The sequence below is a fragment of the Rhizobium sp. TRM95796 genome (assembly GCF_025779995.1).
Taxonomy (GTDB): Bacteria; Pseudomonadota; Alphaproteobacteria; order Rhizobiales; family Rhizobiaceae; genus Rhizobium_E.
In genome coordinates this window covers 16,968-41,960 of sequence record NZ_JAOXHE010000020.1, presented here as the reverse complement: position 1 = coordinate 41,960, position 24,993 = coordinate 16,968, and the positions used below count along the sequence as shown (strand labels likewise).

The following is a 24,993-nucleotide window of genomic DNA, read 5'->3' as shown; positions in this document are numbered from 1 at the left end:
GTCCCGGCGACCGGGCGAACAACATCGCCCCGACGCGTCAAACGAGGAAAAGCGGCGCCCAACGCAAAGCGTGGGCGCCGAGGCTCAGGGAGTAAAAGTTATTCCGAGTAGATGAACTTGGCGACGTTCGGATCGGACAGGTTGGACTTGTCGATCACGGTAAAGCCGGTGCCGATCGCGGTCGGCACGGAATTGCCGGTCAGATGCGCATAGGCGGCCATGACGCCGAAATAACCGATTTCAGCCGGATGCTGGGCGATCGCCATGTCGACGAGGCCGCCGTTGATGTTGTCGACGATGCTGCCGGGCGCGTCGAAGGCCACGACGCGGACTTTACCCATCTGGCCGGCCTGCTGAACGCCGTTGGCGGCGCCGAGGGCGGAGAACAGGTTGGCGCCGAACACGCCCGAAAGATCGGGATTGCGGGCATAGACGGCCTGCAGCTGGGACGCGGCCTTGTTGGCGTCGTTGTCGTTGAACTGGGTTTCCAGGACTGTAATGTCGGGATGCTTGGCCATTTCGGCCTTGAAGCCTTCCTCGCGCTGGTCGGTGGTCGAGATGCCCGGCTTGACGTTGGACACATAGACCTTGCCCTTGTCGCCGATCGCCGCGGCCAAAGCGCGGGCGGCGATTGCCCCGCCGAGCACGTTGTCGGACGCCACATAGGAGATCGGGAAATCGGCGTCGCCGGCGCCCGTCTGATACTGGCCGGTGCCGATGAAGGTGTCGACGGTGATCACGGGAATGCCGGCGTCGGCGGCCTTCTTGAGCGGCTGCACGAGCTGCGTCTTGTCGGTCGGCGCAATCAGGATCGCGTCAGGCTTCTTGGCGATCACGGCGTCGAGCACCGGAACCTGGGTGACCGGGTTGAAATCCGACGCGCCCTGGAACACGAGTTCGGCTCCGACCGCCTTGGCGGCGGCTTCCGCGCCCTTGCGCATGGTGATGTAGAAGGCGTCCGTGGTCAGGCCCGGAATGAGGGCGATAGTGAATTTTTTGTCCTGCGCGCCAGCGCTTCCTGCCGAAAGCGCGACCGCGCTCGCCATTGCGAGCGCACCGGCCGCCTTGAAAAATGAACGACGCTCCATAGTCTCCTCCTCGAGATGTGCGTGTTGGGATAGCCCGATCCACTCCTCCTCGGGATCGTGCATGGCCCATATTCACGCTCGTTCAGAGCTGGCGTCAAGTGAAATATTTTCCTGAAAGATATTTCTTGCGTTTTTTTGCGTTAATCTGGAGAGCGCTCTGCGCTGATGAGGTCGATGACCGCCTGCGCGGTGGTCGTGTCCGTCACCACGGCGTTGACCATGCCGGATCTCACAGCGCCGACAACGCCTGCCGCCTTCTCCGGTGAGGCGACGACGCCGATCGAGAGTGGGGTCTGGCGCAGTTGTTGCGGGCTCGCTGCGATCATCCTCTCCTCGCCATCCCAGGGCAGCAATCTGCCGTCGACCGCCACGTAATGACGGATCACATCGCCGGCGGCATTGATCAGCGCCTTCTCGCTGGCGGTGGCGGCGCTGGCCTCGGTTGGTTGCGGCGCATGCGTCAGGCCGACGCCGACTATGGCGCAATCGAGCCGGTCCCAGAGCGCGATGGTCTCTCGCACCGAGGCGTCCGATAGAAATGCGTCGCGGAGTTCGAGCGAGGAAAGATAGGGCGCGTGCAGAAATCTCGGCTGGCCGCCGATCTGCTCGGCAGCCGAGCGGACGAATTCATTGATTTGAAAATGCGGCGCCGCCTGTTGCATGCCGCCGTTCAAGGGGACGACTTGAGCATCGCCGAGCGGCGGCAGTCCCGCCAGCACCACCTCGCGCACTGCCCGTCCCCACCCCAGACCGATCACCGCGCCTTCGCCGAGACCGGCCGCCTTGAGAAGGCCGCCCAGCGGTTGGGCCAGCGCGCCGAGCACGCCGCTTTGCGGCGTATCGATCACCGCCGCCGCCTTCAGGCCCAGAGCCGCAATCAGTTCAGCGGTAATCTCTTCGGGCGAGACGAGATCGAGCACCTCGATCCTGACGATGCCGACGGCCCGGGCCTTTTGCAACATGCGGGAGACCGTGGCCGTGGACATGCCGAGTTTCCGCGCAATATCGATCTGCGACATGTCGGAGACATAATGCAGCTTGGCCACCATATGCAGCATGGCGCGGGTCGCCGCCGTTTCCTGAGCGGGTTGGGGAGGCAGCTTGCAATTCCTTTCAGAAACGTGTTACACGATTGCTGGAGGAGTTATCGCCGAAAACCATCAGTTTAGCAACGCTTGAAACGACGCTGTTATCAGCAATGAGGGCCGGAATTCAGCGCATTTCCGCCAAGGGCGTTCTGTTGCCTGTGGTTTTCCGGGGGTGTTCGATCTGAAATGCTGAAATTGCGGGCCTGGACCCGCCATGGGAGAGAAACGATGGGCATGATGACTACGGCCGAATTGCGCGGCTACCAGCAGATCTGTGACGACAATGGCGCGATGATGGTGATTGCGTGCGACCAGCGCGGCGGCATGCGACAATTGCTGGCGGATGATCCCGAAGCGCAAGCGAAAATCGCCAACGAGGTGCTCGGCGACACCAAGGCTGACATTACGCGTTACCTCGCATCGGAAGCCGGCTGCGTGCTGGTCGACCCGGTCTGCGCCGTTCCGCATCTCGTCGACAATTGGGTCCTGCCGCGCAACACCGCGCTTTTGATCGGCCTGGACGCGTCCGGTTGGGACGTGTCGCCCGAGGGTTACCGCATCTCCAAGCTCTGCGACGGCGTCAATGCCCGCAAGGTCCGCGAACTCGGCGGCACCGGCGGCAAGATCATGGTTTATCTCCGTTCTGACAAGCCCGAGGCCAACACCCGCAATCTCGAAATCCTGAAGGATTGCATCGACGATTTCGCGCGTGAAGAACTGTTCCTCGTCGTCGAATTCCTGACCTATCGGCTCGAAGACGAAAGCAAGGAAGCCTATGAGGCGATTTTCCCGCAGCTCATTCTCGACGGCTGCCGGATGAGCCTCGACCTCGGCGCCAAGGTGCTGAAGATTCCCTATCCGGGGTCGGATGACGCCTGCGCCGCCGTCTCCGAGCTCTGCGGCGACACGCCCTGGGCGGTGTTGTCGGCCGGCGTAGATCATTCGACCTTCCTGGTGCAGGTGGAAAGCGCGATGAAGCATGGCGCTTCCGGCGTGATCGCGGGCCGTTCCCTGTGGAAGGACTGCATTTCGCTGGATCGCACGGTCACCAAATCCCGCCTGCAGGAAATCGCTGTTCCGCGCCTGCGCGAGATCCAAGCGATCATCGATCGCTACGCCAAGACCCAGCGCCGCCAGGCGGCGTGACGGAGGCCGGCATGGCGGATGAGGCGATCGGCCTTGACATCGGCGGCACGCGCATGCGCGCCGCCCGGATCAGCGCGGACGGCGTGATCCTCGACAAGAAAATCGTCGAGGGGTGCCGAGAGCCGCGCCGCGCGCTCGACATGTTCTGCGAACTCATTCGCGAGTTCGACGGACCCAGTGTGCGCGCGATCGGCATCGGCGTGCCTGGCAGGGTCGACGCCCGCAGCGGCGCGGTGCTTTCCGGCGGTTTTCTCGATCTTTCCAGCGTCGATGTGAAGGGCCGGATCGAACGGGAGTTCGGCCGCCCCGTTCGCATCGAGAATGACTGCTCGATGGCGCTCATCGCCGAAGCCCGGGTCGGCGCCGCCAAAGGGCTCGCCAATGTGGTGATGCTGACGATCGGCACCGGCATCGGCGGCGCGGCGATGCTGGACGGCCGCATCGTCAATGGCAAGCAGGCGGCGGGCCAACTTGGCCATGTCGTGGTGCAGGCCGATGGCCCGATCTGCGTTTGTGGACAGGCGGGCTGCGTGGAGCTCTATTCTTCGGGCACCGCGCTCGGACGGCTGACCAACGAGGCAGGATTGCCCGGCGGTATACGTTGCGAGGAGATCCTGAAACGCGCGGCCTCCGGTGACGAGCCGCATCGCGCTTTGCTCGGGCGTTGGGCGAAACCGTTGCGGGCGGCAATCAACACGCTGTCGGCAACGTTCGATCCCGATGTGCTGCTGCTCGGCGGCGGGCTTGGGGGGTGCGCGGTCGGCGCGCTGGATTTCGCGCCTGCGATCGGCCGATGGTATCAGACGCCGGTGCGAACCGCAGCGCTCGACGATGACGCCGGCATGATCGGGGCGGGGCTGGCCGCGCTCGAGCTTGCCGGAACGCGCGGCACGGCCAAGAAAGTCGTGCTCGTCAATGGCGTGCCGGCCTCCGGCAAAAGTCGGGTGGCCTCGCAAATTGCAAATCGTCTGGGCTGGCAGATGCTGTCGCTCGACGTGGTCAAGAACCCCTTCCTGGCCGAACTCGACGATGTCGATCGCCTGTTCAACCGCAGGCTCGGCAAAGCGAGTTATCGGGCGATCTGGGACATCGTGGCCGCCGCGCCGCCCGGCGCGGGCTTCGTCATCGACGCCTGGTTTGGTTTTCAGCCGCTTGAGCAATTGGATGGGTATCTCGCGTCTTCAGGCGTGGATGGGCTGGCCGAACTCTGGTGCTCGGCGCCGCCCGAGGTGATCGGCGAACGCTATCGGGCGCGATTGACGGAGCGTCTGCCGGGACATCCCGGCGAAAGCTATGTGCCGGAACTGATTGAGCTGGCGCGCCGCGCCGCGCCCACTGGGCGGGCGCCCTCCCTGACGATCAACACCACGGCGCCGCTCGATGAGGCGGCGACGCTTGCCTGGCTGGGTGAGAAGCTGAAACTATGATCGTCGCGCCGACTTGCCGGCGGCGTGCGCAGAGGGTCATGTCGGGTCGCCGGCAGCTTGGTCATAGAGGTCGAGCACCTGATCGACGGCGGCGATGAGGATCTCTTCCATCGCCTGCGATGCAAGGCTTGAAGCCAGCGACGGAAGATATTGATGAAACAGCGTTTCCGGTATTTTCAGTCCTGACAGGGCGTGGCGCAGATCTTCGACGGCCGCATGGGCTTCCGGCCGGTTCCAGTAATAGCGGATGCGGTCGCTATAACTGTAGTGACGTTGCAGCGCGAGCGCGGTGTCGTCGCCGTGATAATGTCCGCGCCAGTCTTTGGGATCCGCAGTCAGCAGCGCCTCCATCCGGTCGCGCAGCCGCCGGCCGCCATATTCGGCAACGAGTTCTGCCGCGATCATGTCCAGCCCATAGATCGCCTCGCGATAGGCGAAGGTCAGCCAGGGGCCGACTTTCAGGATCGGGAAGCCGTCTTCCACGAGCGCCCTCAGGGCCTCACGCGACTGATAATCGGTGGAATGAGCCTCGAAGACCAGGTTTGGATGGTGCTCGAGCACGGCTGCAAGGCTTCTGGCCCTCTGACGATCATAGGCGATGACATTGTCGCTGCCGAATTCCACGCCGGGCTGGACGACGAAAGCGATGACGCGTGAGAAAGCCTCCGCCAGACCCGCCTTATCAAATATCTCGGCATGATAGGCGATCGTCGCCTCCGCAGCGTCCGGGCGGGTCGGCTCCACGGTGTCGAGCACATGGTCGGCGCCGCCTGGAACAGGCACTTCCGTGCCGAGCACATAGAGCGGTTTCGACAGGTTCAGACGGGAAGCCATTGCTTCCGCGACGCCGCAAAGGCGCGCGGCGCGTTCGGCGATCACGCTTTCGGCAAGCGCTTGGGATTCGCCCGCGCAGGCCATGGACGTATCCAGATGCAGTTTGCCGAACCCGGCGGCGACGTATGCCTCCACCATCGCCTCGGCCTTGGCCATTGCCGTCATCGGCTCCTCGCCCCGCCAGGGATTGGGGCCCAGGTGATCGCCACCCAGAATGACCTGATCAAAGGCCAGCCCCTCCTCAGCACAGATTGCTTCGACGAAGGCGCGGAAATCGGCGGGCGTCATTCCGGTGTAACCGCCGAGATGATTGACCTGATTGCAAGTGGCTTCGATCAACACGTGTCTGCCGCGTTGCTTGGCCCGTCGGATGGCGGCGCGCAGCACGGTCGGGTGGGCCGAACAGACTGAGGCGATGCCGAAAGGGCGTCCGAGACGCCGGGCCTCGGCCAATTGCAGGAGAAGCGCGCTCATGGGGTAGGCTTTCCCTCCTGGCTGGCGATGAAGCTGTCGAGTTCTGCAAAGCCGCAGGTTCCTTCCATCGGGCCGCGACGCGTCACCGTCAGCGCCCCGGCGGCATTTGCGTAGCGCAGCGCCTGCTCCATCGACATGCCCTTGCGGCGGCAGGTCAGATAGGTGGCGCCGAAGCAATCGCCGGCCCCGGTAGGATCCAGTTCCTCGACTTGAAACGCTTCGAGATCCAATCGACCCGATGCGCTGAACACCGACGCGCCGGCCTTGCCGCGCTTGACGACGATCTCGCGCGCGCCTCGCGCCAAGAGACTCTCGATCGCCTCGGCCTCATCGGCGACGCCGGCTGCGGCAAACAATTCTTCGCCCGAAGGCAGCAACAGATCGGCTTGCGCCAGAACCTCGTCCAGCGCTTCCCTCCCCTGCCCGCCCGACAGCAATTCCTTTCGGACATTGGGATCGAGCGACACCGACCCACCCTTCGCCCTCACCGTCCGCAACGCGTCGAGTACGATCGCGCCGATTGCGGGAATGGCGAAGGCCGAGCCCATCACGTGGAGATGGCCCGCGCGGTCGATCAGGGTTCGGGCCTGGTCGGTCAGACGGACATGACCGGCGGCGGAGCGGGCAATGTTGAACACGAAGTCGCGCGATCCATCCGCCCGATAGCGGACGAAGGCGGAGCCGGTCGGCTGGTCGGCAAGCACCGCGATGGCCGAGACGTCAGCGCCGTCCGCCTCGAGTCGATTGATGTTTAGCCAGCCGAAATCATCGTCGCCGACCGCGGCGATGATGCCGCAGCCGCCACCGAGCTTGGCGATCTGATCGATGAAGATCGCCGGCGCTCCGCTCGGAAACGGTCCGGTCAAGGGTTGCGACTCCCGAAACCCCTCCCCTATGGTCGTCGCCATGATCTCCACGAGGATCTCGCCGATCGTGATGGTCGGCCCAAGGGCCTCGTCCGCGATGCCGGTTGATGCGTTCAAGGCCCTGCCTCCCATGCCCAGTGACTTGAAATATAAGGCATCTAAGTCGGTGCTGGCGCTGTGGTCAACAAAAATTGACGCGCGTAAAAAATTTGCGTGCGGGGTGAAAGGGAATTGACACTTGCGGCTTCATCCTAGGGCATGAACTCGAAAGAAAAACTGGACATGCGTCAATTATGCGCTTTACCTGTCATGCTTGGAGCGGATGAGGGAGCGATTTTTTTGGCGGCGGGCATCAAGACCATGGAGGAGTTTTCGCGCTTTGTCGGCCTTTCCCGGCCGACCGTGTCGAAATATTTCCATGATCCGGCGTCCGTGCGTATGACGACGCGGGTAAAGATCGAGGCGGCGATCGCCAGATGCGGCTATAAGCCCAATCTCCTGGCGGTGAACCTCAACCGTCGACGCAGCAATATCCTCGGCGTAATAATACCCAATGCATTGGATCCATTTTTCATGGCGCTGGCGCGGCGCATAGAGCAGGTGGCGGCGGAGGCGGGATTTGTGGCGTTCATCCTGTCGTCGGATGGTCGGACCGAGAAGCAGGAAGAGGCCATCGCCACACTTTCTTCAATGAATGTCGCCGGAGCGATCGTGGCGCCCACGGGGCATGGCGCCAGCGGCAGGGCGCTGGAGAAACTGCGGCGCGCCATACCGGTCGTACATGTCGACGCGCCGCCCGACAAGGATGCGGCCTTTGTCGGCACCGACAACCGCAAGAGTTTCGCGCTCATCGTCGATTATCTCTGTCGCAGCGGCGAACCGCCGGCCTTTTTCGGTATGCCGCCGGTCAACCACAATGCCGCTGACCGTCGCGATGCTTATGTCGAAGCCATGTCGGCGCAGGGGCATAGGCCCGACATCGTCGAACTGTCCGCACATTCCACCTGGGATTTCGAGGAGTTCGGCTTTGAGCAGGCGACCGCGTTTTTCGAGCAGCAAGCCCCTCGGAGCCGCACGCTGGTCTGCGCCAATGACCGGATCGCTTTCGGTGTGCTCGCTGCTGCCTGGCGGCGCGGCCTCAAGATCGGGCATGGAGAGGGTTGCGATCTTCGTATCGCTGGTCATGACGATCATCCGTTGTCGCGCTACGCCTGTCCTCCGTTGACCACGGTGGCGCAGGATTATGCCCAGATCGGATCTTTGGCGATGGCGCTCCTCCTGCGGAAACTCGGCGAGACCGAAGGGGACGATCCAAGGCTCGCCCGCGACCGCATACTTTTGGAAGCCGCGCTGATGCTGCGAAATTCGGCTTAAACGCCCTCCCCTTCCGCCCTCCCCTCTCCCTTGCCAAGCCGACTGGAGCCTCAGCTCGCGTCCATCTCGTGGGTTTAGCTGGCGCCGGGAACAAAAAGCCGGGCGCAATCGATCGCAGCGCATTCATTTGCCGCGGCCCGATCGGCTGCACGCCGTGACTGCGCCAGCCCTGTTCCGGCGGAAACAGGCAGGCTTTTTGGCGTATGACACAAGATCCCCATCCGAGCGCAGGGTTCGGAAGACCACGCAGCCGGCGTGAGGGCCCGAGGAGGGTTTGGCCGGCATGCGTCTGAAAAATGGGAAGATATCATGACGACGAAATATGGAACGGATGCAGCGGAAACCATCATCGGCAGCAATGAGACCGACTTGCTGGTCGGCATGGGCGGCGCCGACAATCTGATCGGCCTGTTCGGCAGCGACACAATGTCTGGCGGCGATGGCCGGGATCAACTGGATGGAGGGTTCCAGTCCGACACACTGATGGGCGATGAAGACGACGACCGCTTGAACGGCGGGTCGGGCGACGACACATTCCTCGGCGGTTCCGGAGCCGACACGATGCAGGGCGGTCTCGGCGACGATACTTTCACCGACAACCAGATCGACGACTACCAGGGGGACGTCATCGACGGCGGTTTGGGCAGGGATACGGTGCGCTTCTTTCTCTCCGGCCGGGCGTCCGGCGTGAATTTCACCGCGGCGGATCCCACCGAGACCGTGACGCTGTACGGCGCCAGACTGCATGATATCGAGCAGTATTACATCGACGGCTCCAACACTGGCGCCGACACTCTGACCGGCGGACGCTGGAATGATTTCTTCCAAGGCAATGGCGGAGCCGACCGGCTCGATGGCCAGGGCGGAGCCGACTATCTCTCCGGCGGCGCCGGCGCGGACATGCTGATCGGCGGCCAGGGTGACGACTATATCAATGGCGGCGACGACAAGGATCGGCTGCTTGGCGGCTATGGCGACGATAATCTCTCGGGCGGCAATGGCGATGACGCGCTGGACGGCGGCAACGGCGTCGATGCGCTGCATGGCGAGGACGGAAACGACGAACTCGTCGCCGGCGCAGGCAATGATTATCTCTCAGGCGGTCTCGGAAACGACACCCTCGATGGTGGTGTCGGTAACGATTACATCATCACGGGTGACGGCAACGACAAGGTCCTGGCGGGCGCCGGTGACGACGAAATTCTCTTCACCGTAGATTCCGGCAAGAAGATCATCGACGGCGGCGCGGGCGTCGACCGGCTGGAACTGCGCTATATCGACGGCAATTTTACCGCCAAAGCCGAAAACCTGGTCAACAGACTCGCGGACGGAACGACCATCCAGCATGTCGAAGCCTATGATCTCCATGGCTCCAACGGCGCCAACCAATTCACGACGCTCGGCGGCAATGACGATCTCTATGGTTATGGCGGCGACGACACGTTGCGGTCGGGCGCCGGCAACGACACGCTTCAGGCCGGCGACGGTCGCGACAAGCTGTACGGCGAAGCCGGCAACGACACTCTGATCGCCCAGGGAGAGAAGGATCTTCTCGATGGAGGAACCGGTCTCGACACGGCCTATCTGTATGTCGACAGCTACAACCAGAACATGACGTTCAACGTCTCCAAGGGCAAAGGCGTGCTGTCCAACGGCACGACGGCCGCCAACACCGAAATATTCAACGTCTTCACCGGATCGGGATCCGACACTCTGAAGGCGGGCGATGCGCAGCAGGTGTGGTTCAAATCGGCAGCGGGCAATGACAAGCTCTATGGCGGCAAGGGCGACGATTTCCTCGATGCGGGCATTGGACGCGACTTCGTCGACGGCGGCGCGGGCGACGACAAAATCATGGATATGGGCGGCGACAACACGCTGATCGGCGGCGACGGCAATGACGAGGTCGACATCACCGTCATGGAACAGTCGAGCGACGGGCTCAGCAAGGTCAGTCTCGGCGCAGGCAATGACAGCGTCCAATTCAATGCCGGTCTTGGCGACATTTATGGATCGCTGGAGGCCGATGGCGGCAGCGGCGTCGACTTCGCCGAAGTCGATCGCGGCGAAACGACCAAAAATCTGAGTTTCGTGCTGAGCGCCAATGCCCGCCTCGTCAATGGCGACGCCATCCTCAAGAACTTCGAGCAGGTCCACATTTCCGGCGGCTCCGGCGATGACAAGTTCACCGGCGGCAAGCTCACCGACACGTTCGAAGGCAATGACGGGGCCGACGCGTTGAACGGCCTCGGCGGCAATGACTGGCTCTATGGCGGAGCCGGCCGCGACAACCTCAAGGGTGGAGACGGGGACGATCATCTCTATGCAGGTCATATGTCGATCGAGGCGGATCGCGACGTTCTGGACGCCGGGGCTGGCAATGACGACATTTACATCAATTCCGGCGACCAGGCCGCCGGGGGCGCGGGTTCCGACCGCCTTCACCTCGATGTCTCCGCGCTCAATGTCGGCGTCAGCTTTACCCTGACCTCGGGGACCGTGAAGGTGAATGCTTCGACCACAGTTTCGGGCATGGAAGCGCTCGACTTCTTTGGAACATCGGGGGCCGATAGTGTGACCGCAGCTGCGGGTTCAGACACCTTGCGCGGCAATGTCGGCAATGACGAACTGAAGGGCATGGCCGGCGCCGATGTCCTTTATGACGGCGCCGGCGATGACAAGCTCTATGGCGGCGATGGCGACGACCAACTCGTTCGCAACGAGTTCACCGGCAAGGATCTGTTCGATGGCGGCGCGGGCCTGGACACGCTGGCCTTCAATTTCTACGGCGATTCCTCGGTCAAACTCGATCTTGCCGACAATGCGGAAAACGACGGTTTGGCGAAGGGGCTCACCGTCAGGAATGTCGAGCGGGTGACGGGCACGGACAAGGACGACGACATCCGCGGCGCAAACGGCGGCGAACATCTCGATGGCGGCAGTGGCGACGATGTCCTCTTCGGTCGAGGCGGAAACGATACGCTGGTCGGCGGTCTCGACGGCGATCTCCTGAGCGGAGGCTCGGGCAAGGACGTGTTCGTGTTCAGCAGCGCATTCGACGCCGGCGATGAAATCACCGACTTTACCCGCGGCCAGGATCGCCTGTCGGTCAACGCCATCAACTTCGACATGACCGGAAAAAAAGCCGTCAATGTCGTGGTTTCCGATGAAGTGGAGTTCTCCGCCGCCGCTCCGACCTTCCTGTTCGAAAGCGATACGCACCGCCTCTGGTTCGATGCGGACGGCAAGGCGGGCGACGAGGAGGCCGTGCTCCTTGCAACGCTCGATGACGTGAAGACGCTGTCGCAAGGCGATTTCATGCTCGTCTAATCAGACCCTTTTTCGGGTTGACTGAGCAGCGGCCGGTTTACCGGCCGCTGCAACTTTGCGTTGGGCGCATGGTTTTTTCAACGCCGAAGAACGGCGTCAAACGTCTCCCTGTTCGGCGAGCAGGGTTTCGGCGATTTTGGAGGCCTCGGCGACATGGGCCCGGCATGCGGCGGCGGCGGCTTCGGGGTCGTTTCTTTCGATGGCGGAATAGATTTCCCGCATGCGCGCCGGCCCCGACACCGTGCGGTTGGCGGTGGACAACGTCATGACGCGGAGGCGCGAAATACGGCTGTTCAGCCGGTTGACGATCTCCCAGGCGATCGTATGGCCGCTGGTCTCGAAAATGATCTTGTAAAATTCATGGGTGGCGTCGAGGATGGCCGGCGGCGAATTTTTTTTCGATGTCCGGTCGAGCTCGCTCAGCACGGCGCCGAGCCGCGCCTTGACCTTGGCTCCCGCGCGGCGGGCGCAATCGGCGACCGCCGTGGACTCGAGCGCCGAACGGATTTCGTAGATCTGCCGGGCGTCATCCCAACTGAGCCGGGCGACGATAGGCCCCTGCTTGGCGATGCTCTCGACCAGTCCCTCGGACTCCAAATGCCGGATCACCTCGCGGATGACCGAGCGGGACACGCCCAGCTGTTCACAAAGCGCGCGCTCGACCAGCCGCTGACCCGGTTCGAACAGGCCGGCGATGATGGCGCGGCGCATGCGCTCGAGCGCGATTTCCCGCAACGTTGCGGGGGGCGTGTCGATCCGGAGATCAGCGAGATGAGCGTCCTGTGAGGTCATGGTTCCGTGTAGCCGCAAAATTTGTTTCAAGCAAGCTCTTGACACGTCGTCTTATGGTATACCAACATGCAGTCATACGAAGTGACAGGAGGCGGCCTTGGTTCCCGTGATACGCAAAACTCTTCTTCATGTGGAAAACACGCTCATCGAGGGCGGCAAGGAAGCCGTCGTTCCCCTGAAGATGATCGCGGCCATGGCGGTGATCAAAAATCCCTGGGCAGGCCGTGGCTTCGTCGAGAACCTCAAGCCTGAAATCCACGCGGCGGCTCCCGTGCTCGGCGCGCTCCTGACCAAGATGATCCTCGATGTCGCCGGCTCAGGCGAGGCGGTCGAAGGCTATGGCAAAAGCGCTGTCGTTGGCTTGGATGGTGAAATCGAACACGCCTCGGCGCTGATCCACACGCTCCGGTTCGGAAATCACTATCGCCATGCTGTCGGCGCCAAATCCTATCTCGCCTTCTGCAACACGCGCGGGCCGGCCAACGCTCCGATCATGATTCCGCTGATGGACAAGAACGACGAGGGCCGTCGTTCGCACTACCTCACCATTCAGTGCGCCATTCCGGATGCGCCGGCGGCGGATGAAATCGTCATTGCGCTCGGCGCGTCGATCGGCGGGCGTCCGCATCATCGGATCGGCAATCGCTATGAGGATCTCAAGGAGTTGGGCCACGATGTCGCCAATCCCGCAGCGGTGTAAGACGCCCTCGGGCGCGGCCTATGCCGTGGCGGGCGCCGGCGATCCGCTCGTTCTGATCCATGGCGTGGGTATGCGGCTCGAAGCCTGGACGCCGCAGATCGAGGCGTTGTCGAAGCGCTTCGAGGTGATCGCGGTGGATCTGCCGGGCCACGGCGAAAGCCGCCCCCTTCCCCTCGGCGCGTCGCTCGAGGATTTCGTAGCCTGGTTCGCAACGGTGTTGGTCGAACTCGGCAGAGGGCCGGTCAGCGTCGCCGGTCATTCGATGGGCGCGCTGATCGCAGGCGGTATCGCCGCTGTGGCGCCCGATCAGGTGGCGCGGGTCGCGCTTCTGAACGGCGTCTACATGCGGGACGACGCGGCCCGCAACGCGGTGAAGGCGCGGGCGGCGGAAATCGTCACAGGCGCCTTCGATCGTGAAGCGCCGCTCCGGCGCTGGTTTGGCGAAGGGCATGAGCATGAGGAGGCTTACGCCCTGTCCCGGCGCCTGCTGGCGCTGGTCGATCAGCAGGGTTACGCCACCGCCTATGGCGCTTTCGCCGGCGGCGATGCGACCTATGCGGATCGTTGGCCTCACGTCACCTGCCCGTCGCTGTTTCTGACCGGCGACGGCGATCTGAATTCGACGCCTGCGATGGCCGAGGCCATGGCGGCAGCCGCCCGAAACGGCCGGGCGGTGATCATCGAGGGGCACCGCCATATGGTGAACCTCACGGCGCCGGAAGCCGTCAATGCGGCGCTGACCGAGTGGATGACATGGACAAGGGAGGAGGCCCGCCATGACGCTTGAACCGAGAGCTTTGAGGGACGCCTTCGGCGCCTTCCTGACTGGCGTCACCGTGGTCACCACCCATGACGCCACTGGGGCGCCGATCGGCTTCACCGCCAATTCCTTCACCAGCGTTTCGCTCGATCCGCCCTTGCTGCTGGTCTGTCTCGCCAAGACGTCGCGCAATTTCGCCACCATGACCAACGCCGCCGGCTTCGCCGTCAATATTCTTTCCGAAGGGCAAAAAGACGTATCCAACACGTTTGCCCGCCCGGTCGAGGACCGCTTTGCCGCCGTCGACTGGCGCAAGGGGCCGCATGGCTCGCCGGTGTTCTCCGATGTCGCGGCCTGGTTCGATTGCGCCATGCATCAGGTGGTCGACGCCGGCGATCATGTCATTCTGCTCGGCCGCATCGAAGCCTTCGAGAATTCCGGCCAGGCCGGGCTCGGTTATGCGCGCGGCGGCTACTTCTCGCCGGTGCTCGCTGACAAGGCGTTGCTGGCCGGCCAGGACATGCCGCAGCATCTGAGCGCGGTCGCCGAGCGCGACGGCCAGGTGTTGCTGGTGGAGACCGCCGAAGGTTCGCTCGGCCTGCCCGGCGTCGAACTGGCGAGCGGCGAGGGTCTTGATGCGCTGACGGGTGCGGTCGCCGCTCTCTCGGGCCTCACTGTTCAGCCGGGGCTTCTCTATTCGGTCTATGAAGACACCAGGAACAAGCGCCAACATGTGGTCTATCGCGCCGGTCTCGGCGACGGGCCTGTCGCGTCGGGGTCGCTCTATCCGATCGACGCTCTGCCGATGGAGCGGATTGCCGACGCCGCGACGCGGGATGTGCTCAAGCGCTACGCCGCCGAAGCCAGCCTCGGCAATTTCGGCGTCTATGTGGGAAACCAGGAAAAGGGCCGGGTTCACGCCCAGGCCGTCAGAGGGTGACGTATGAAATTCTCGCTCTTCGTTCACATGGAGCGGCTGGACGCCAGCCAGACCCATCAGGAGCTCTATGAGGAGTTCGTCCAACTGTGCGAGATTGCCGATCGCGGCGGCATGCACGCCATCTGGACGGGCGAGCATCACGGCATGGATTTCACCATCGCCCCCAATCCCTTCATCAACATTGCCGATCTCGCCCGCCGCACCAAGAATGTCCGGCTCGGCACGGGCACGGTGATCGCGCCCTTCTGGCACCCGATCAAGCTTGCGGGCGAAGCGGCGATGACCGACATCGTGACAGGCGGACGTCTCGATGTCGGCATCGCCCGGGGCGCCTATGGCTTTGAATATGAACGTCTTCTTCCGGGACTGGACGCATGGGGCGCGGGCCAGCGCATGCGCGAACTGATCCCGGCGCTGAAAGGCGTCTGGGCCGGCGACTATGCACATGACGGAGAATTCTGGAAGTTCCCCTCCACGACCTCCGCGCCGAAGCCGGTTCAGACGCCGCATCCGCCCATCTGGGTGGCGGCCCGCGATCCCAACAGCCACGAATTCGCCGTCGCGCAAGGCTGCAATGTGCAGGTGACGCCGCTCTGGAACGGCGACGCCGAGATCGAGAGCCTGATGGGCCGCTTCAACGCCGCCTGCGAGAAGAGCCCCGATATCGCAAGGCCGAAGATCATGCTGCTTTTGCACACCTATGTCGGTTCCGACGAGGCGGATGTGCAGCAGGCGATGAAGGAAGTCAGCGTCTACTACAATTACTTCTTCGCCTGGTTCAAGAATGAGCGCCCGATCCATCAGGGCCTGATCGAACGGCTGAGCGAGGAAGATATCGCTGCCAACGCCATGCTCGGCCCGGATGTCATGCGGGCGAACATGCCGATCGGCACGTCCGACGAGGTCATCGGCCGGCTCAAGGCCTATGAAGCGCTCGGCTATGACGAATATTCCTTCTGGATCGACACCGGCATGAGCTTCGAGCGGAAGAAGGCGTCGCTCGAACGCTTCATCGCCGAGGTCATGCCGGCCTTCGGCTGAGGAGAGCCCGATGCAGCGTTTTCAGCTCTATATCAATGGGCAATTCGAGGATGGCGGCGGACGCTTTTCCAGCGTCGACCCCGCGACGGGCGAGGCCTGGGCCGATATGCCCGAGGCCCGCGAAGCCGAGGTCGACAGGGCCGTCAATGCCGCTGATCGGGCGCTCTGGTCCGGCCCCTGGGCCGGCATGACAGCGACCCAGCGCGGCAAGCTTCTCTACAAGCTCGCCGATCTCGTCGCCGCGAACGCAAGCCGCCTCGCAGAGCTGGAAACCCGCGACACCGGCAAGATCATACGCGAAACATCCTCCCAGATCGCTTATGTCGCGGAATACTATCGCTACTATGCGGGCCTTGCCGACAAGATCGAAGGCGCCTATCTCTCGATCGACAAGCCGGACATGGATGTTTGGCTGAGGCGTGAGCCCATCGGCGTGGTGGCGGCCATCGTTCCCTGGAACAGCCAGTTGTTTCTTTCCGCCGTCAAGCTCGGACCGGCGCTCGCCGCCGGCTGCACGGTCGTGGTGAAAGCCTCCGAAGACGGCCCGGCGCCGGTTCTGGAATTCGCCCGTCTCGTGCATGAGGCCGGCTTTCCGGCTGGCGTCGTCAATGTCATCACCGGCTTCGGCCCGTCCTGCGGCAGCGCGCTGACCCGGCATCCGAAAGTGGCGCATATCGCCTTCACTGGCGGTCCCGGCACGGCGGCGGCCGTGGTGCGGAACTCGGCCGAGAACCTCGCCAGCACCTCGCTCGAACTCGGCGGCAAATCGCCCTTCGTGGTGTTCGCCGACGCCGATCTCGAAAGCGCCGCCAACGCCCAGATCGCCGGCATCTTCGCCGCCACCGGCCAATCCTGCGTAGCGGGCTCACGTCTGATCATCGAAGCCTCCGTCAAGGACCGGTTCCTGGCCATTCTCAAATCCCGCGCCGAGGCGATCCGCATCGGCGAACCGCTGGATATGGCCACCGAGGTCGGCCCGCTCTGCACCGAACGCCAGCGCGCGCTGATCGAGAAGACGGTCGACGCCTCCATCGCCGCCGGCGCGCGGTTGGTCACGGGCGGCCGCAAGCTCGGCGACAAAGGCTTTTATTATGCGCCGACCGTCATCGATTGTGACGGCGTCACTTCGCCTTCGGTCGAGACGGAGCTGTTCGGGCCGGTGCTGTCCGTGTTGTCTTTTGAGACGGAAGAGGAGGCGGTCAGACTCGCCAACGACACGCCCTTCGGCCTCGCCTCGGGCGTCTTCACCCAGAACCTCACCCGCGCGCACCGGATGATCAAGCGCATCCGCGCCGGCGTGGTCTGGGTCAACACCTATCGCGCGGTCTCGCCGATCGCACCTTTCGGTGGTTTCGGCCAGTCCGGCCAGGGCCGCGAAGGCGGGCTTGCCGCAGCGCTCGATTACACCCGCACCAAGACGGTCTGGGTGCGGACCTCGGACGATCCGATCCCCGATCCCTTCGTGATGCGGTGACGCCATGTACTACGAGATCCGCACCTACAGGCTGAAGAATGGCGCGATCCCCGACTATCTTAAGGTCGTGGGCGAAGAGGGCATCGCCATCCAGAAGAAATATCTGGGCCAGCTGGTCGGCTACTTCTTCTCGGAAATCGGCCCGATCAACGAGATCGTTCATATCTGGGCTTTTGACAGCCTTGATGACCGTGACGCGCGCCGCGCCCGCCTGATGGCGGATCCGGCCTGGCGCGCTTTCCTGCCCAAGATCCGTGACCTGATCGAGGTCGCGGAAAACAAGATCATGAAGCCGGCGGCGTTTTCGCCGCTCGGCGGGACTGCGCCTATCCAAACCACGTGAATGCCAATAATCAAAACAAGGAACGGGAACATGAAAAAATCATTCGCAATCGCCGCTCTAATGACTGTGGTCGGCTTCACCGGCGTAGCGCAAGCCGAGGACATGGTGTTCGCAAGCTGGGGCGGCACCACGCAGGACGCGCAGAAGGCAAATTGGGCCGATAGCTTCACCGCCAACACCAAGATCAATGTCATCCAGGACGGTCCGACCGACTACGGCAAGATCAAGGCCATGGTCGAAGCAGGCAATGTGACCTGGGACGTGGTCGATGTCGAAGGCGATTACGCCGTGCAGGCCGGCAAGGCGGGTCTGCTCGAGAAGCTCGACTTCTCGGTGATCGACAAGTCCAAGCTCGATCCGCGTTTCGTCACCGACTACTCGGTCGGCAGTTTCTATTATTCCTTCGTCATCGGCTGCAACAAGGACATCGCCGGCAATTGCCCGAAGACCTGGGCCGATCTGTTCGACACCGCCAAATTCCCCGGCAAGCGCGCCTTCTACAAGTGGTCGGCTCCGGGCGTGATCGAGGCCGCGCTGCTCGCCGACGGCGTTTCTGCCGACAAGCTCTATCCGCTCGATCTCGACCGCGCCTTCAAGAAGCTCGACACGATCAAGGCCGACATCGTCTGGTGGGACGGCGGCGCCGCGTCCCAGCAGTTGCTCGCCTCCGGCGAAGCGCCGTTCGGCTCGTTCTGGAATGGCCGCCTGACCGCGCTCGCCGCCACCGGCGTGACGGTCGAGACCTCCTGGGACCAGAACATCACCGCCGCCGACTCGCTGGTCGTGCCGAAGGGCGCCAAGAACAAGGACGCGGCGATGAAGTTCATCGCGCATGCGACCGCCGACATGCAGCAGGCTCAGTTCGCCATGACGACCGGCTATGCGCCCACCAATCTCGACTCCAACCTGTTGATGGAAGAAGCGATCCGCAAGACGCTGCCTGACATGCAGGCCGACAGCCAGGTGAACGCCGACATGGACTATTGGGCCGAACATCGTGATGAGATCGGCAAGCGCTGGTACGACTGGCAGGCGAAGTAACCTTCACACCACATAGCCGGCCGATCTCTGAGCTCGGCCGGCTCATTCTTCACCGGAATCATTGCCATGACCACGAGCGCCACAGTCGCGCTGAGACGGGGACCGGCGCGGCGCGGAAACGCCCTCGCTTATGTCGCGCCGGCGCTCATTCTCATTGTTCTCTTCTTCGTGACTCCCGTCACGGGCCTGATGTTGCGCAGCCTTACCGAGCCGCAATTCGGCCTGCAGAACTATGCCGAACTGATCGGGTCCGGGACCTATGTGCGGATTTTCGCCAATACTTTTCTCGTCGCAGGCGTGGTGACGCTTCTGTCCGTGGTGATCGGCTATCCCGTCGCTTGGGCGCTGGCGGTCATGCCAGAGCGCTGGTCGCGGCTGGTCTTCGCCATCATCATCCTGTCGATGTGGACCAATCTTCTAGCCCGCACCTATGCCTGGATGGTGTTGCTTCAGCGCACCGGCGTCATCAACAAGACGCTGAAGGCGCTCGGCCTGATCGACCAGCCCTTGGCGCTGGTCAACAATCTCGTCGGCGTTACCATCGGCATGACCTATATCATGTTGCCTTTCGTGATCCTGCCGCTGGTGGGCGTCATCCGATCGATCGATCCCGCCATTCTCAGGGCCAGCGCGTTGTGCGGCGCCAATAGCTGGCAATGTTTCACCCGCATTCTGCTGCCGCTGTCGCTGCCAGGCATCGCCGCCGGAGCGCTGATGGTGTTCGTCATGGCGCTCGGTTACTACGTCACCCCTGCCCTCTTGGGCGGCACGGCCAATATGATGCTGGCCGAAATGGTGGCCCAGTTTGTCCAGTCGCTGGTCAACTGGGGCATGGGCGGCGCTGCGGCCTTTGTGCTGCTGGTGGTGACGCTGATCCTCTATAGCGTGCAACTGCGCTTCTTCGGCGCCGGCCGAATGAGCTGAGGAGGACGCGATGCTTCTGGACTTTGAAAAACTCGGCGCGTGGAAATGGCTGCTCCTCGGCGTGACCACGCTTGTGTGCCTCTTCCTCATTCTACCGATCGTCTTCATCGCCGCGCTGTCCTTCGGCTCGTCGCAATGGCTGATCTTTCCGCCGCCGTCCTGGACGACGCGTTGGTATGCCGATCTGTTCGCCGATCCGCGCTGGCTGTCCTCGGCCTGGACCAGCCTCAAGATCGCGCTGATCGTCACGGCGCTCTCGGTGGTGATAGGTTTCCTGGCCGCGCTCGGCCTCAATCGTGGACATTTTTTCGGTAAGGAGACGCTGCGGGCGTTGTTTCTCACCCCGATGATCCTGCCGGTGGTGGTGCTCGCGGTGGCGCTTTACGCCTTCTTCCTCAAGATCGGACTGGCCGGCACGACGCTCGGCTTCATCATCGCCCATCTCCTGATCGCCCTGCCCTTCTCGATCATTTCGATCGGTAATGCTTTGGAAAGCTTCGACAAATCGATTGAGGACGCCGCCATTCTCTGCGGCGCCTCGCCCTGGGGAGCGCGGCTCAGGGTCACCGTTCCGGCCATAAGCCATGGGCTGTTCGGCGCGGCGGTGTTTTCCTTTCTCGCCTCCTGGGATGAGGTGGTGCTGGCGATCTTCATGGCGAGCCCGACGCTGCAGACGCTGCCGGTGAAGATCTGGTCGACGCTCCGGCAGGATCTGACGCCGGTGATCGCCGCAGCGTCCACGCTTCTCATCCTGTTCACTATGGTCTTGATGATCATCGCGGCGCTGGTCCGCAAGGGACGCAAATCATGAGCTTTCTCGAAATTCGCGGCATCCGCAAGGATTACGGCCCCGTCACCGCCGTCCAGAATGTCAGCCTAACCGTGCGCGAAGGCGAGTTCATGACGTTCCTCGGCCCCTCGGGTTCGGGCAAGTCGACCACGCTCTATATTCTCGCCGGTTTTCAGGATCCGACTGAAGGCGACATCCTGCTCAAGGGCGAGACGCTGCTGGCCACGCCATCGCACAAGCGCAATATCGGCATGGTGTTTCAGCGCTACACGCTGTTTCCACACCTCACGGTCGGCGAAAATGTCGCCTTTCCCTTGCGCATCCGGCGGCTGCCGAAGGCCGATGTCGATCGCCGGGTCAAGGAGGCGCTGCGTCTCGTGCGCCTGGAAGGTTTCGAAGACCGCAAGCCGGCGCTGATGTCGGGCGGCCAGCAACAGCGCGTCGCGCTCGCCCGGGCTCTGGTCTATGAGCCGCCGGTGCTTTTGATGGATGAGCCGCTGTCGGCGCTCGACAAGAAACTGCGCGAGGAAATCCAGTTCGAGATTCGCCGCATCCATCAGGAAACCGGCGTCACCATTCTCTATGTCACCCATGATCAGGAAGAAGCGTTGCGCCTGTCCGATCGCATTGCCGTGTTCAGCCACGGCAAGATTGATCAGATCGGCACGGGCCAGGAACTCTATGCCGATCCGGCGACGCGCTTTGTCGCCGGCTTCGTCGGCGATTCCAATTTCGTCGAAGCCGACATCGTCGACGTGAACGGCGGCAAGAGCACGCTTGCCTTGCCCGGCGGCGTCACGGTCTCTGGCGTGCCGCTGCACAGCCAGGGGACGGGACGGAAAGCAGCACTGTTGCTCAGGCCGGAGCGTATCGAGCTGGCGCGCGGGACGAGCGAGAATGCGCTGTCAGGGCAAGTTCGTGATCTGACCTTCCTCGGCAACAACACCCATCTCCTCGTCGATATCGGCGCAGGCGAGCCGATCTCGGTGCGGTTGCCCTTCGGCCATCCTATGCTGGAGGGCCTGGGTCACGGGGCAAGTGTTCATCTCCGCTTCAACCCGGCTTCGGCGCATGCTTTCAGGGAATGATACTGTCCGAGCCGAGCTGAAAAAGCCGCTACGGGAATTCGATCAGGCGTCCGAGAGGCGATAAAGCGCCTGGGCACGTCAAACAGCCGTTTTTGCGAGCGGCTGATCCACTCACATCGAGGAAATGTCGTTCCGGACAAGCGGTTCGGCGGCGAGCGCTGTTGCCAGCACAGCATCGTCGTCACCGGCCAATCCAGACATCATCAGCCCGACGGGCATGTCGGCCTCCCCAAAACCGCAGGGAAGCGAGACACCGCACCAATCGAAAAAATTGCCGATCAGCGTGTTTCGCAGCGTTTTGCCATTCGTGGCGAAGAACAGGTCGTCATTCCGCCGCAGCGGCTCGATCAGCGGCGCGACATGGGGCAGCGTCGGCGCCAACACCAATTCACCCGGCGCAAGGGCTGCGGCAAATGCCGCTTGCATCGCCTCGCGCCGCTCCAGGATATGGAGATAGTCCGGAAGACTGGTGGCTTCGCCCAAGCGCGCGCGGGCCACGACGCGCGGGTCCATGCGCGTCGCCTCGGAACCAGACAGCCGGTCCTTGTGCAAAGCAAACGCTTCCGCGGTGACCAGAGGCCCACGCTCGCTCATCAGGCCGAAAATTTCGGAGATGACCGGAAAAGCCTGCCGCCGAATAACGGCGCCGGCGCGGGCCAGACGCTCGACCGACGCTTCGAAGGCGTTGGCCACCCCCTCTTCCGCGCCGTCGAAAAAGACGGTTTCGGCGATGACGAAGCGTTGGCCAACCAGTGGACGTCGAGATATCTGCGGCGCCGTGAGACCACGCATGGCGGCGTCGATCCACATGGCGTCCTGAACCGTGCGGGTGAGCGGGCCCAGCGAATCCAGGCTCTTCGCCAAGGGATAAACGCCTCTCATTGAATAGCGGCCGCGCGTCGCCTTGTAGCCGACGATGCCGTTGAATGCGGCGGGTATACGGATGGAGCCGCCCGTGTCGGTGCCCATGGCTGCCGGGACGAGGCCCGCGGCGACGGCCGCGGCCGATCCCGATGACGACCCGCCCGTGATGCGATCCTCATTGGTGGACGCGGGGTTGCGCGGCGTCCCGTAATGGGGATTGAGCCCAAGCCCCGAGAACGCGAATTCGCTCATATTGGTCTTGCCGACGCTCACCATGCCGGAGGACGCCAGCGCCTTGACGACATCGGCGTCGGTGCGCGCGGGTTCCTGATCGGAAAGCACGACCGAGCCTGCGGTCGTCGTCACTCCCTCGATGTCGAAGAGATCCTTCCAGGCGAAGGGTACGCCGTCGAGAAGACCGAGGGAACGTCCCTCTTTCAGCCTGCGTGCTGCGGCGTCAGCCTCCGCCCTCGCCCGATCCTGCAGGAGGCATGTGAAGACGGCTCGATCGGAATGATTGGCGATGGCGTCGAACGTAGCTTCGATCAGGTCGCGTGGAGCGAGTGCGCCGGTCTGGAGCATGGCCGCGAGGTTCGCAATCGATTTTCCTTTGTATTCGATGCTCATAACCGATCTTCCTTTTCGTCTATAGATATCCGAACGTCCGCACTGCGTCAGGCTGACAGAGCTTGTCGGATCTGAGGTGTCAAGACGCGGCGCGCGTTTCCGGCGCAGAGGGCCCTCCCCCTCAGTGACGAATTGTCAAAGCCCGTCGGCGGCGTACATCATCCGCGCCACCGGCTTTACGTCGCGCGTAATCAAGGACGTCACGAATTTGCGCACGCCCGGCAGCCGACAGATCACATCCCTCAGAAGGCGATCGAGGCCGGGCATGTCGGCTGCGGCGATGTGCAGAGTGTAGTCTGCGTCGCCGGTGGTGGCGTGACATCGCAGAATCAGCGGCTGCTTTATGACCGCGGCCTCGAACTGTTCCGCCATCGTCAGGTCGACGGAAACATGGATGAAGGCTTCCAGTGAAAATCCCAGACGCTTGGAGTCCAGAAGAGCATGGTAGCCGGTTATGTAGCCCTCCGCCTCCAATGTCTTGACACGTGTCCAGCACGGTGTTTTCGACAATCCGACCATGTCGGCGAGATCCGCGAAGGAGGTCCGCGCATCTCGTTCGAGCGCATGGAGGATTTTGCGATCGATCTGGTCCATGGAACATCGTCCTGATGAAATGAGAGAATGAAAGACGTTGGCCTGCACTTTGTCGGATTGGGCGATGTTTTCAAGACATTGTTCGCAGGCATGCAGGATATGGTTGACGCTCGAAATGTTGAGCGGAGAAGCAGGAATGAAGACCAAGCGCGATTATTACGACATGATCGAACAGCCCCAGATGCTCGATTACGGCGTCTATCTGAATTGCGATCGCCTGCTGACATGTCAGAAGCCTCTGGACGATCTCTGTAATGCCGACGAGTTGCAGTTTCAGATCGTCCATCAGGTCGAAGAACTCTGGATGAAGCTGATCTGTTACACTCTCGTCGATGTGATCGAGTATTTGAACGCGGCCAACACACATCGCGTGGTGACGCTTATGGGGCGCGTCCACCGGCTGATGCGGCTGATGACCGATCAACTCGACGTGCTCGAAACGATGTCTCCCAAGGAATATCAGCAAATTCGCCTGCAGCTCGGCAACGGCTCAGGCCAGGAATCGCCCGGCTTCAAGCTTCTGCTGCGCATGCCCTATGATCTCTGGGACGCGTTCAAGGCGAGCTATCTGGATGGCAAGGGGCTGACGGTCAAAGATGTCTATGACAGCCGATATGATCACGGCGACAGCTATGTCGCGGCCGAGGCGCTGGTGGAATTCGACGAACTGTTCCAGAAGTTTCGCGCCAATCACGTCTACCTCATTCAGCGGTCGATCGGCCTCGGCTCCAAATCGCTCAAGGGCCGCCCGGTCGACATGCTTCAGGCGGGAGCCCGACACCGGTTCTTTCCTGAATTATGGGATGTGAGGGCGGAGATGACCGATGCCTGGGGCGCGTCGTACGGCGTGGTGCGCGACCCCATTCACGACAAGAACCGAGCTGATCGCTGAGCGTGCCGGGTCTATCCGCTTGCATTGGATCGAGAGAGGAGGGCGCGTCTGGTTCGACGGGCCCTCAACTTTTCATGTCCTTCGGCAGGTAAGCATTGGACGATGTCGAGAACTTTCGCGCCCGCCAGGCATCCAAGGCCCTTTCTGCCTCCGAGGCTGACGAATACATTTCCACGGCCAACCGCCCATGTTGGCCGATCCGTCCCCATCGACGCTCGAAGCGAAATCCCCCGAGGAGATCCGTGGTGATTTCGAGGGCATAAAAACGCGCCATGTTGCGACGGGTGTCTCGCCTCTCGCCATAGAGAGTATAATCGTTTGTGGTCATGACGGCAGTATCGACCGCCGTCGGTTTCTCGTCCAATCAGTTGTTTGAATCAGTTCGCGGCATCGATTCACGATCGTGATGAATGACTGCCGCCAAGCTCTACATACGAAAAAAGCCATGTTGGCCGCGGCCAACTTTTTGTCGTTTGGCGCCAAATCCGAATCGTGC

General features: G+C 62.6%; 23 protein-coding genes. 15 read left to right on the top strand and 8 right to left on the bottom strand.

Annotated features, from left to right (window positions below):
- Positions 1 to 98: 98 nt before the first annotated feature.
- Entirely contained in the window at positions 99 to 1,088 is a 990-nt protein-coding gene (locus OCK01_RS25985; protein ID WP_263826493.1) for an ABC transporter substrate-binding protein, read from the bottom strand.
- A gap of 140 nt (positions 1,089 to 1,228) precedes the next feature.
- Positions 1,229 to 2,146, bottom strand: coding sequence for a sugar-binding transcriptional regulator (locus OCK01_RS25980; protein ID WP_263826492.1), 918 nt, complete (start codon positions 2,144 to 2,146; stop codon positions 1,229 to 1,231).
- Positions 2,147 to 2,404: 258 nt separating this feature from the next.
- Between OCK01_RS25980 and OCK01_RS25975 the strand changes: the two genes are divergently transcribed.
- Together OCK01_RS25975 and OCK01_RS25970 are read left to right on the top strand one after the other, a co-directional pair.
- Entirely contained in the window at positions 2,405 to 3,322 is a 918-nt protein-coding gene (locus OCK01_RS25975; protein WP_263826491.1) for a tagatose-bisphosphate aldolase, read from the top strand.
- Positions 3,323 to 3,333: 11 nt separating this feature from the next.
- The gene (locus OCK01_RS25970) at positions 3,334 to 4,749 is read left to right on the top strand and encodes an ROK family protein (RefSeq protein WP_263826490.1); all 1,416 of its coding nucleotides are present in this window, start codon (positions 3,334 to 3,336) and stop codon (positions 4,747 to 4,749) included.
- A gap of 36 nt (positions 4,750 to 4,785) precedes the next feature.
- Here OCK01_RS25970 and OCK01_RS25965 read toward each other — a convergent pair whose 3' ends face one another.
- Both OCK01_RS25965 and OCK01_RS25960 read right to left on the bottom strand, forming a co-directional pair.
- Entirely contained in the window at positions 4,786 to 6,057 is a 1,272-nt protein-coding gene (locus OCK01_RS25965; protein WP_263826489.1) for a D-tagatose-bisphosphate aldolase, class II, non-catalytic subunit, read from the bottom strand.
- Positions 6,054 to 7,055, bottom strand: coding sequence for a sugar kinase (locus tag OCK01_RS25960; RefSeq protein ID WP_263826488.1), 1,002 nt, complete (start codon positions 7,053 to 7,055; stop codon positions 6,054 to 6,056). Before OCK01_RS25960 ends, OCK01_RS25965 begins: the two co-directional genes overlap by 4 nt.
- A gap of 228 nt (positions 7,056 to 7,283) precedes the next feature.
- Between OCK01_RS25960 and OCK01_RS25955 the strand changes: the two genes are divergently transcribed.
- Positions 7,284 to 8,297 (top strand): LacI family DNA-binding transcriptional regulator, encoded by a 1,014-nt coding sequence (locus OCK01_RS25955; RefSeq protein ID WP_263826510.1) that lies wholly within the window; start codon positions 7,284 to 7,286, stop codon positions 8,295 to 8,297.
- 309 nt (positions 8,298 to 8,606) lie between these two features.
- Positions 8,607 to 11,627, top strand: coding sequence for a calcium-binding protein (locus OCK01_RS25950; protein ID WP_263826487.1), 3,021 nt, complete (start codon positions 8,607 to 8,609; stop codon positions 11,625 to 11,627).
- Between the two features lie 96 nt (positions 11,628 to 11,723).
- Here OCK01_RS25950 and OCK01_RS25945 read toward each other — a convergent pair whose 3' ends face one another.
- On the bottom strand, positions 11,724 to 12,419 hold the full coding sequence (locus tag OCK01_RS25945) for a GntR family transcriptional regulator (protein ID WP_263826486.1): 696 nt from the start codon (positions 12,417 to 12,419) through the stop codon (positions 11,724 to 11,726).
- A gap of 97 nt (positions 12,420 to 12,516) precedes the next feature.
- Here OCK01_RS25945 and OCK01_RS25940 point away from each other — a divergent pair, with 97 nt between their 5' ends.
- The 10 genes from OCK01_RS25940 (at position 12,517) to OCK01_RS25895 (ending at position 21,520) form a co-directional block, all read left to right on the top strand.
- Positions 12,517 to 13,119 carry an amino acid synthesis family protein gene (locus OCK01_RS25940; protein WP_263826485.1) on the top strand — a complete coding sequence of 201 codons (603 nt, stop codon included), beginning with the start codon at positions 12,517 to 12,519 and terminating at the stop codon, positions 13,117 to 13,119.
- Positions 13,094 to 13,906, top strand: a complete 813-nt coding sequence (locus OCK01_RS25935) for an alpha/beta fold hydrolase (RefSeq protein ID WP_263826484.1) — start codon at positions 13,094 to 13,096, stop codon at positions 13,904 to 13,906. The genes OCK01_RS25940 and OCK01_RS25935 overlap by 26 nt, the downstream gene beginning before the upstream one ends.
- Entirely contained in the window at positions 13,896 to 14,819 is a 924-nt protein-coding gene (locus tag OCK01_RS25930; RefSeq protein ID WP_263826483.1) for a flavin reductase family protein, read from the top strand. Before OCK01_RS25935 ends, OCK01_RS25930 begins: the two co-directional genes overlap by 11 nt.
- Positions 14,820 to 14,822: 3 nt before the next feature.
- The gene (locus OCK01_RS25925; protein WP_263826482.1) at positions 14,823 to 15,860 is read left to right on the top strand and encodes an LLM class flavin-dependent oxidoreductase; all 1,038 of its coding nucleotides are present in this window, start codon (positions 14,823 to 14,825) and stop codon (positions 15,858 to 15,860) included.
- 10 nt (positions 15,861 to 15,870) lie between these two features.
- A complete protein-coding gene (locus OCK01_RS25920) occupies positions 15,871 to 17,334 on the top strand; it encodes an aldehyde dehydrogenase (RefSeq protein WP_263826481.1) in 1,464 nt (487 codons plus the stop codon).
- 4 nt (positions 17,335 to 17,338) lie between these two features.
- Positions 17,339 to 17,677 carry an NIPSNAP family protein gene (locus tag OCK01_RS25915; protein WP_263826480.1) on the top strand — a complete coding sequence of 113 codons (339 nt, stop codon included), beginning with the start codon at positions 17,339 to 17,341 and terminating at the stop codon, positions 17,675 to 17,677.
- A gap of 30 nt (positions 17,678 to 17,707) precedes the next feature.
- Positions 17,708 to 18,718: an ABC transporter substrate-binding protein gene (locus OCK01_RS25910; protein WP_263826479.1), complete on the top strand. Its 1,011-nt coding sequence runs from the start codon at positions 17,708 to 17,710 to the stop codon at positions 18,716 to 18,718.
- A 66-nt stretch (positions 18,719 to 18,784) separates the two neighbouring features.
- Positions 18,785 to 19,642 carry an ABC transporter permease gene (locus OCK01_RS25905; protein ID WP_263826478.1) on the top strand — a complete coding sequence of 286 codons (858 nt, stop codon included), beginning with the start codon at positions 18,785 to 18,787 and terminating at the stop codon, positions 19,640 to 19,642.
- Positions 19,643 to 19,652: 10 nt separating this feature from the next.
- Positions 19,653 to 20,453 (top strand): ABC transporter permease, encoded by an 801-nt coding sequence (locus OCK01_RS25900; RefSeq protein ID WP_263826477.1) that lies wholly within the window; start codon positions 19,653 to 19,655, stop codon positions 20,451 to 20,453.
- A complete protein-coding gene (locus OCK01_RS25895) occupies positions 20,450 to 21,520 on the top strand; it encodes an ABC transporter ATP-binding protein (RefSeq protein ID WP_263826476.1) in 1,071 nt (356 codons plus the stop codon). The genes OCK01_RS25900 and OCK01_RS25895 overlap by 4 nt, the downstream gene beginning before the upstream one ends.
- Positions 21,521 to 21,631: 111 nt before the next feature.
- Here OCK01_RS25895 and OCK01_RS25890 read toward each other — a convergent pair whose 3' ends face one another.
- Complete coding sequence (locus tag OCK01_RS25890; RefSeq protein WP_263826475.1) at positions 21,632 to 23,011, bottom strand: amidase; 1,380 nt, start codon at positions 23,009 to 23,011, stop codon at positions 21,632 to 21,634.
- Positions 23,012 to 23,146: 135 nt separating this feature from the next.
- Positions 23,147 to 23,605 carry an Lrp/AsnC family transcriptional regulator gene (locus OCK01_RS25885; protein ID WP_263826474.1) on the bottom strand — a complete coding sequence of 153 codons (459 nt, stop codon included), beginning with the start codon at positions 23,603 to 23,605 and terminating at the stop codon, positions 23,147 to 23,149.
- 136 nt (positions 23,606 to 23,741) lie between these two features.
- Here OCK01_RS25885 and OCK01_RS25880 point away from each other — a divergent pair, with 136 nt between their 5' ends.
- Positions 23,742 to 24,497, top strand: a complete 756-nt coding sequence (locus OCK01_RS25880; protein ID WP_263826473.1) for a tryptophan 2,3-dioxygenase family protein — start codon at positions 23,742 to 23,744, stop codon at positions 24,495 to 24,497.
- A gap of 64 nt (positions 24,498 to 24,561) precedes the next feature.
- Here the strand turns inward: OCK01_RS25880 and OCK01_RS25875 are convergent, their stop codons facing one another.
- Positions 24,562 to 24,825: a WGR domain-containing protein gene (locus tag OCK01_RS25875; RefSeq protein ID WP_263826472.1), complete on the bottom strand. Its 264-nt coding sequence runs from the start codon at positions 24,823 to 24,825 to the stop codon at positions 24,562 to 24,564.
- Positions 24,826 to 24,993: the final 168 nt, after the last annotated feature.

Bases quoted from the DNA above. Each gene is read 5' to 3' on its own strand.
- OCK01_RS25985 (WP_263826493.1), bottom strand. From the start codon at position 1,088: ATGGAGCGTCGTTCATTTTTCAAGGCGGCCGGTGCGCTCGCAATGGCG.
- OCK01_RS25980 (WP_263826492.1), bottom strand. From the start codon at position 2,146: ATGCTGCATATGGTGGCCAAGCTGCATTATGTCTCCGACATGTCGCAG.
- OCK01_RS25975 (WP_263826491.1), top strand. From the start codon at position 2,405: ATGGGCATGATGACTACGGCCGAATTGCGCGGCTACCAGCAGATCTGT.
- OCK01_RS25970 (WP_263826490.1), top strand. From the start codon at position 3,334: ATGGCGGATGAGGCGATCGGCCTTGACATCGGCGGCACGCGCATGCGC.
- OCK01_RS25965 (WP_263826489.1), bottom strand. From the start codon at position 6,057: ATGAGCGCGCTTCTCCTGCAATTGGCCGAGGCCCGGCGTCTCGGACGC.
- OCK01_RS25960 (WP_263826488.1), bottom strand. From the start codon at position 7,055: ATGGGAGGCAGGGCCTTGAACGCATCAACCGGCATCGCGGACGAGGCC.
- OCK01_RS25955 (WP_263826510.1), top strand. From the start codon at position 7,284: ATGGAGGAGTTTTCGCGCTTTGTCGGCCTTTCCCGGCCGACCGTGTCG.
- OCK01_RS25950 (WP_263826487.1), top strand. From the start codon at position 8,607: ATGACGACGAAATATGGAACGGATGCAGCGGAAACCATCATCGGCAGC.
- OCK01_RS25945 (WP_263826486.1), bottom strand. From the start codon at position 12,419: ATGACCTCACAGGACGCTCATCTCGCTGATCTCCGGATCGACACGCCC.
- OCK01_RS25935 (WP_263826484.1), top strand. From the start codon at position 13,094: ATGTCGCCAATCCCGCAGCGGTGTAAGACGCCCTCGGGCGCGGCCTAT.
- OCK01_RS25930 (WP_263826483.1), top strand. From the start codon at position 13,896: ATGACGCTTGAACCGAGAGCTTTGAGGGACGCCTTCGGCGCCTTCCTG.
- OCK01_RS25925 (WP_263826482.1), top strand. From the start codon at position 14,823: ATGAAATTCTCGCTCTTCGTTCACATGGAGCGGCTGGACGCCAGCCAG.
- OCK01_RS25920 (WP_263826481.1), top strand. From the start codon at position 15,871: ATGCAGCGTTTTCAGCTCTATATCAATGGGCAATTCGAGGATGGCGGC.
- OCK01_RS25915 (WP_263826480.1), top strand. From the start codon at position 17,339: ATGTACTACGAGATCCGCACCTACAGGCTGAAGAATGGCGCGATCCCC.
- OCK01_RS25910 (WP_263826479.1), top strand. From the start codon at position 17,708: ATGAAAAAATCATTCGCAATCGCCGCTCTAATGACTGTGGTCGGCTTC.
- OCK01_RS25905 (WP_263826478.1), top strand. From the start codon at position 18,785: ATGACCACGAGCGCCACAGTCGCGCTGAGACGGGGACCGGCGCGGCGC.
- OCK01_RS25900 (WP_263826477.1), top strand. From the start codon at position 19,653: ATGCTTCTGGACTTTGAAAAACTCGGCGCGTGGAAATGGCTGCTCCTC.
- OCK01_RS25895 (WP_263826476.1), top strand. From the start codon at position 20,450: ATGAGCTTTCTCGAAATTCGCGGCATCCGCAAGGATTACGGCCCCGTC.
- OCK01_RS25890 (WP_263826475.1), bottom strand. From the start codon at position 23,011: ATGAGCATCGAATACAAAGGAAAATCGATTGCGAACCTCGCGGCCATG.
- OCK01_RS25885 (WP_263826474.1), bottom strand. From the start codon at position 23,605: ATGGACCAGATCGATCGCAAAATCCTCCATGCGCTCGAACGAGATGCG.
- OCK01_RS25880 (WP_263826473.1), top strand. From the start codon at position 23,742: ATGAAGACCAAGCGCGATTATTACGACATGATCGAACAGCCCCAGATG.
- OCK01_RS25875 (WP_263826472.1), bottom strand. From the start codon at position 24,825: ATGACCACAAACGATTATACTCTCTATGGCGAGAGGCGAGACACCCGT.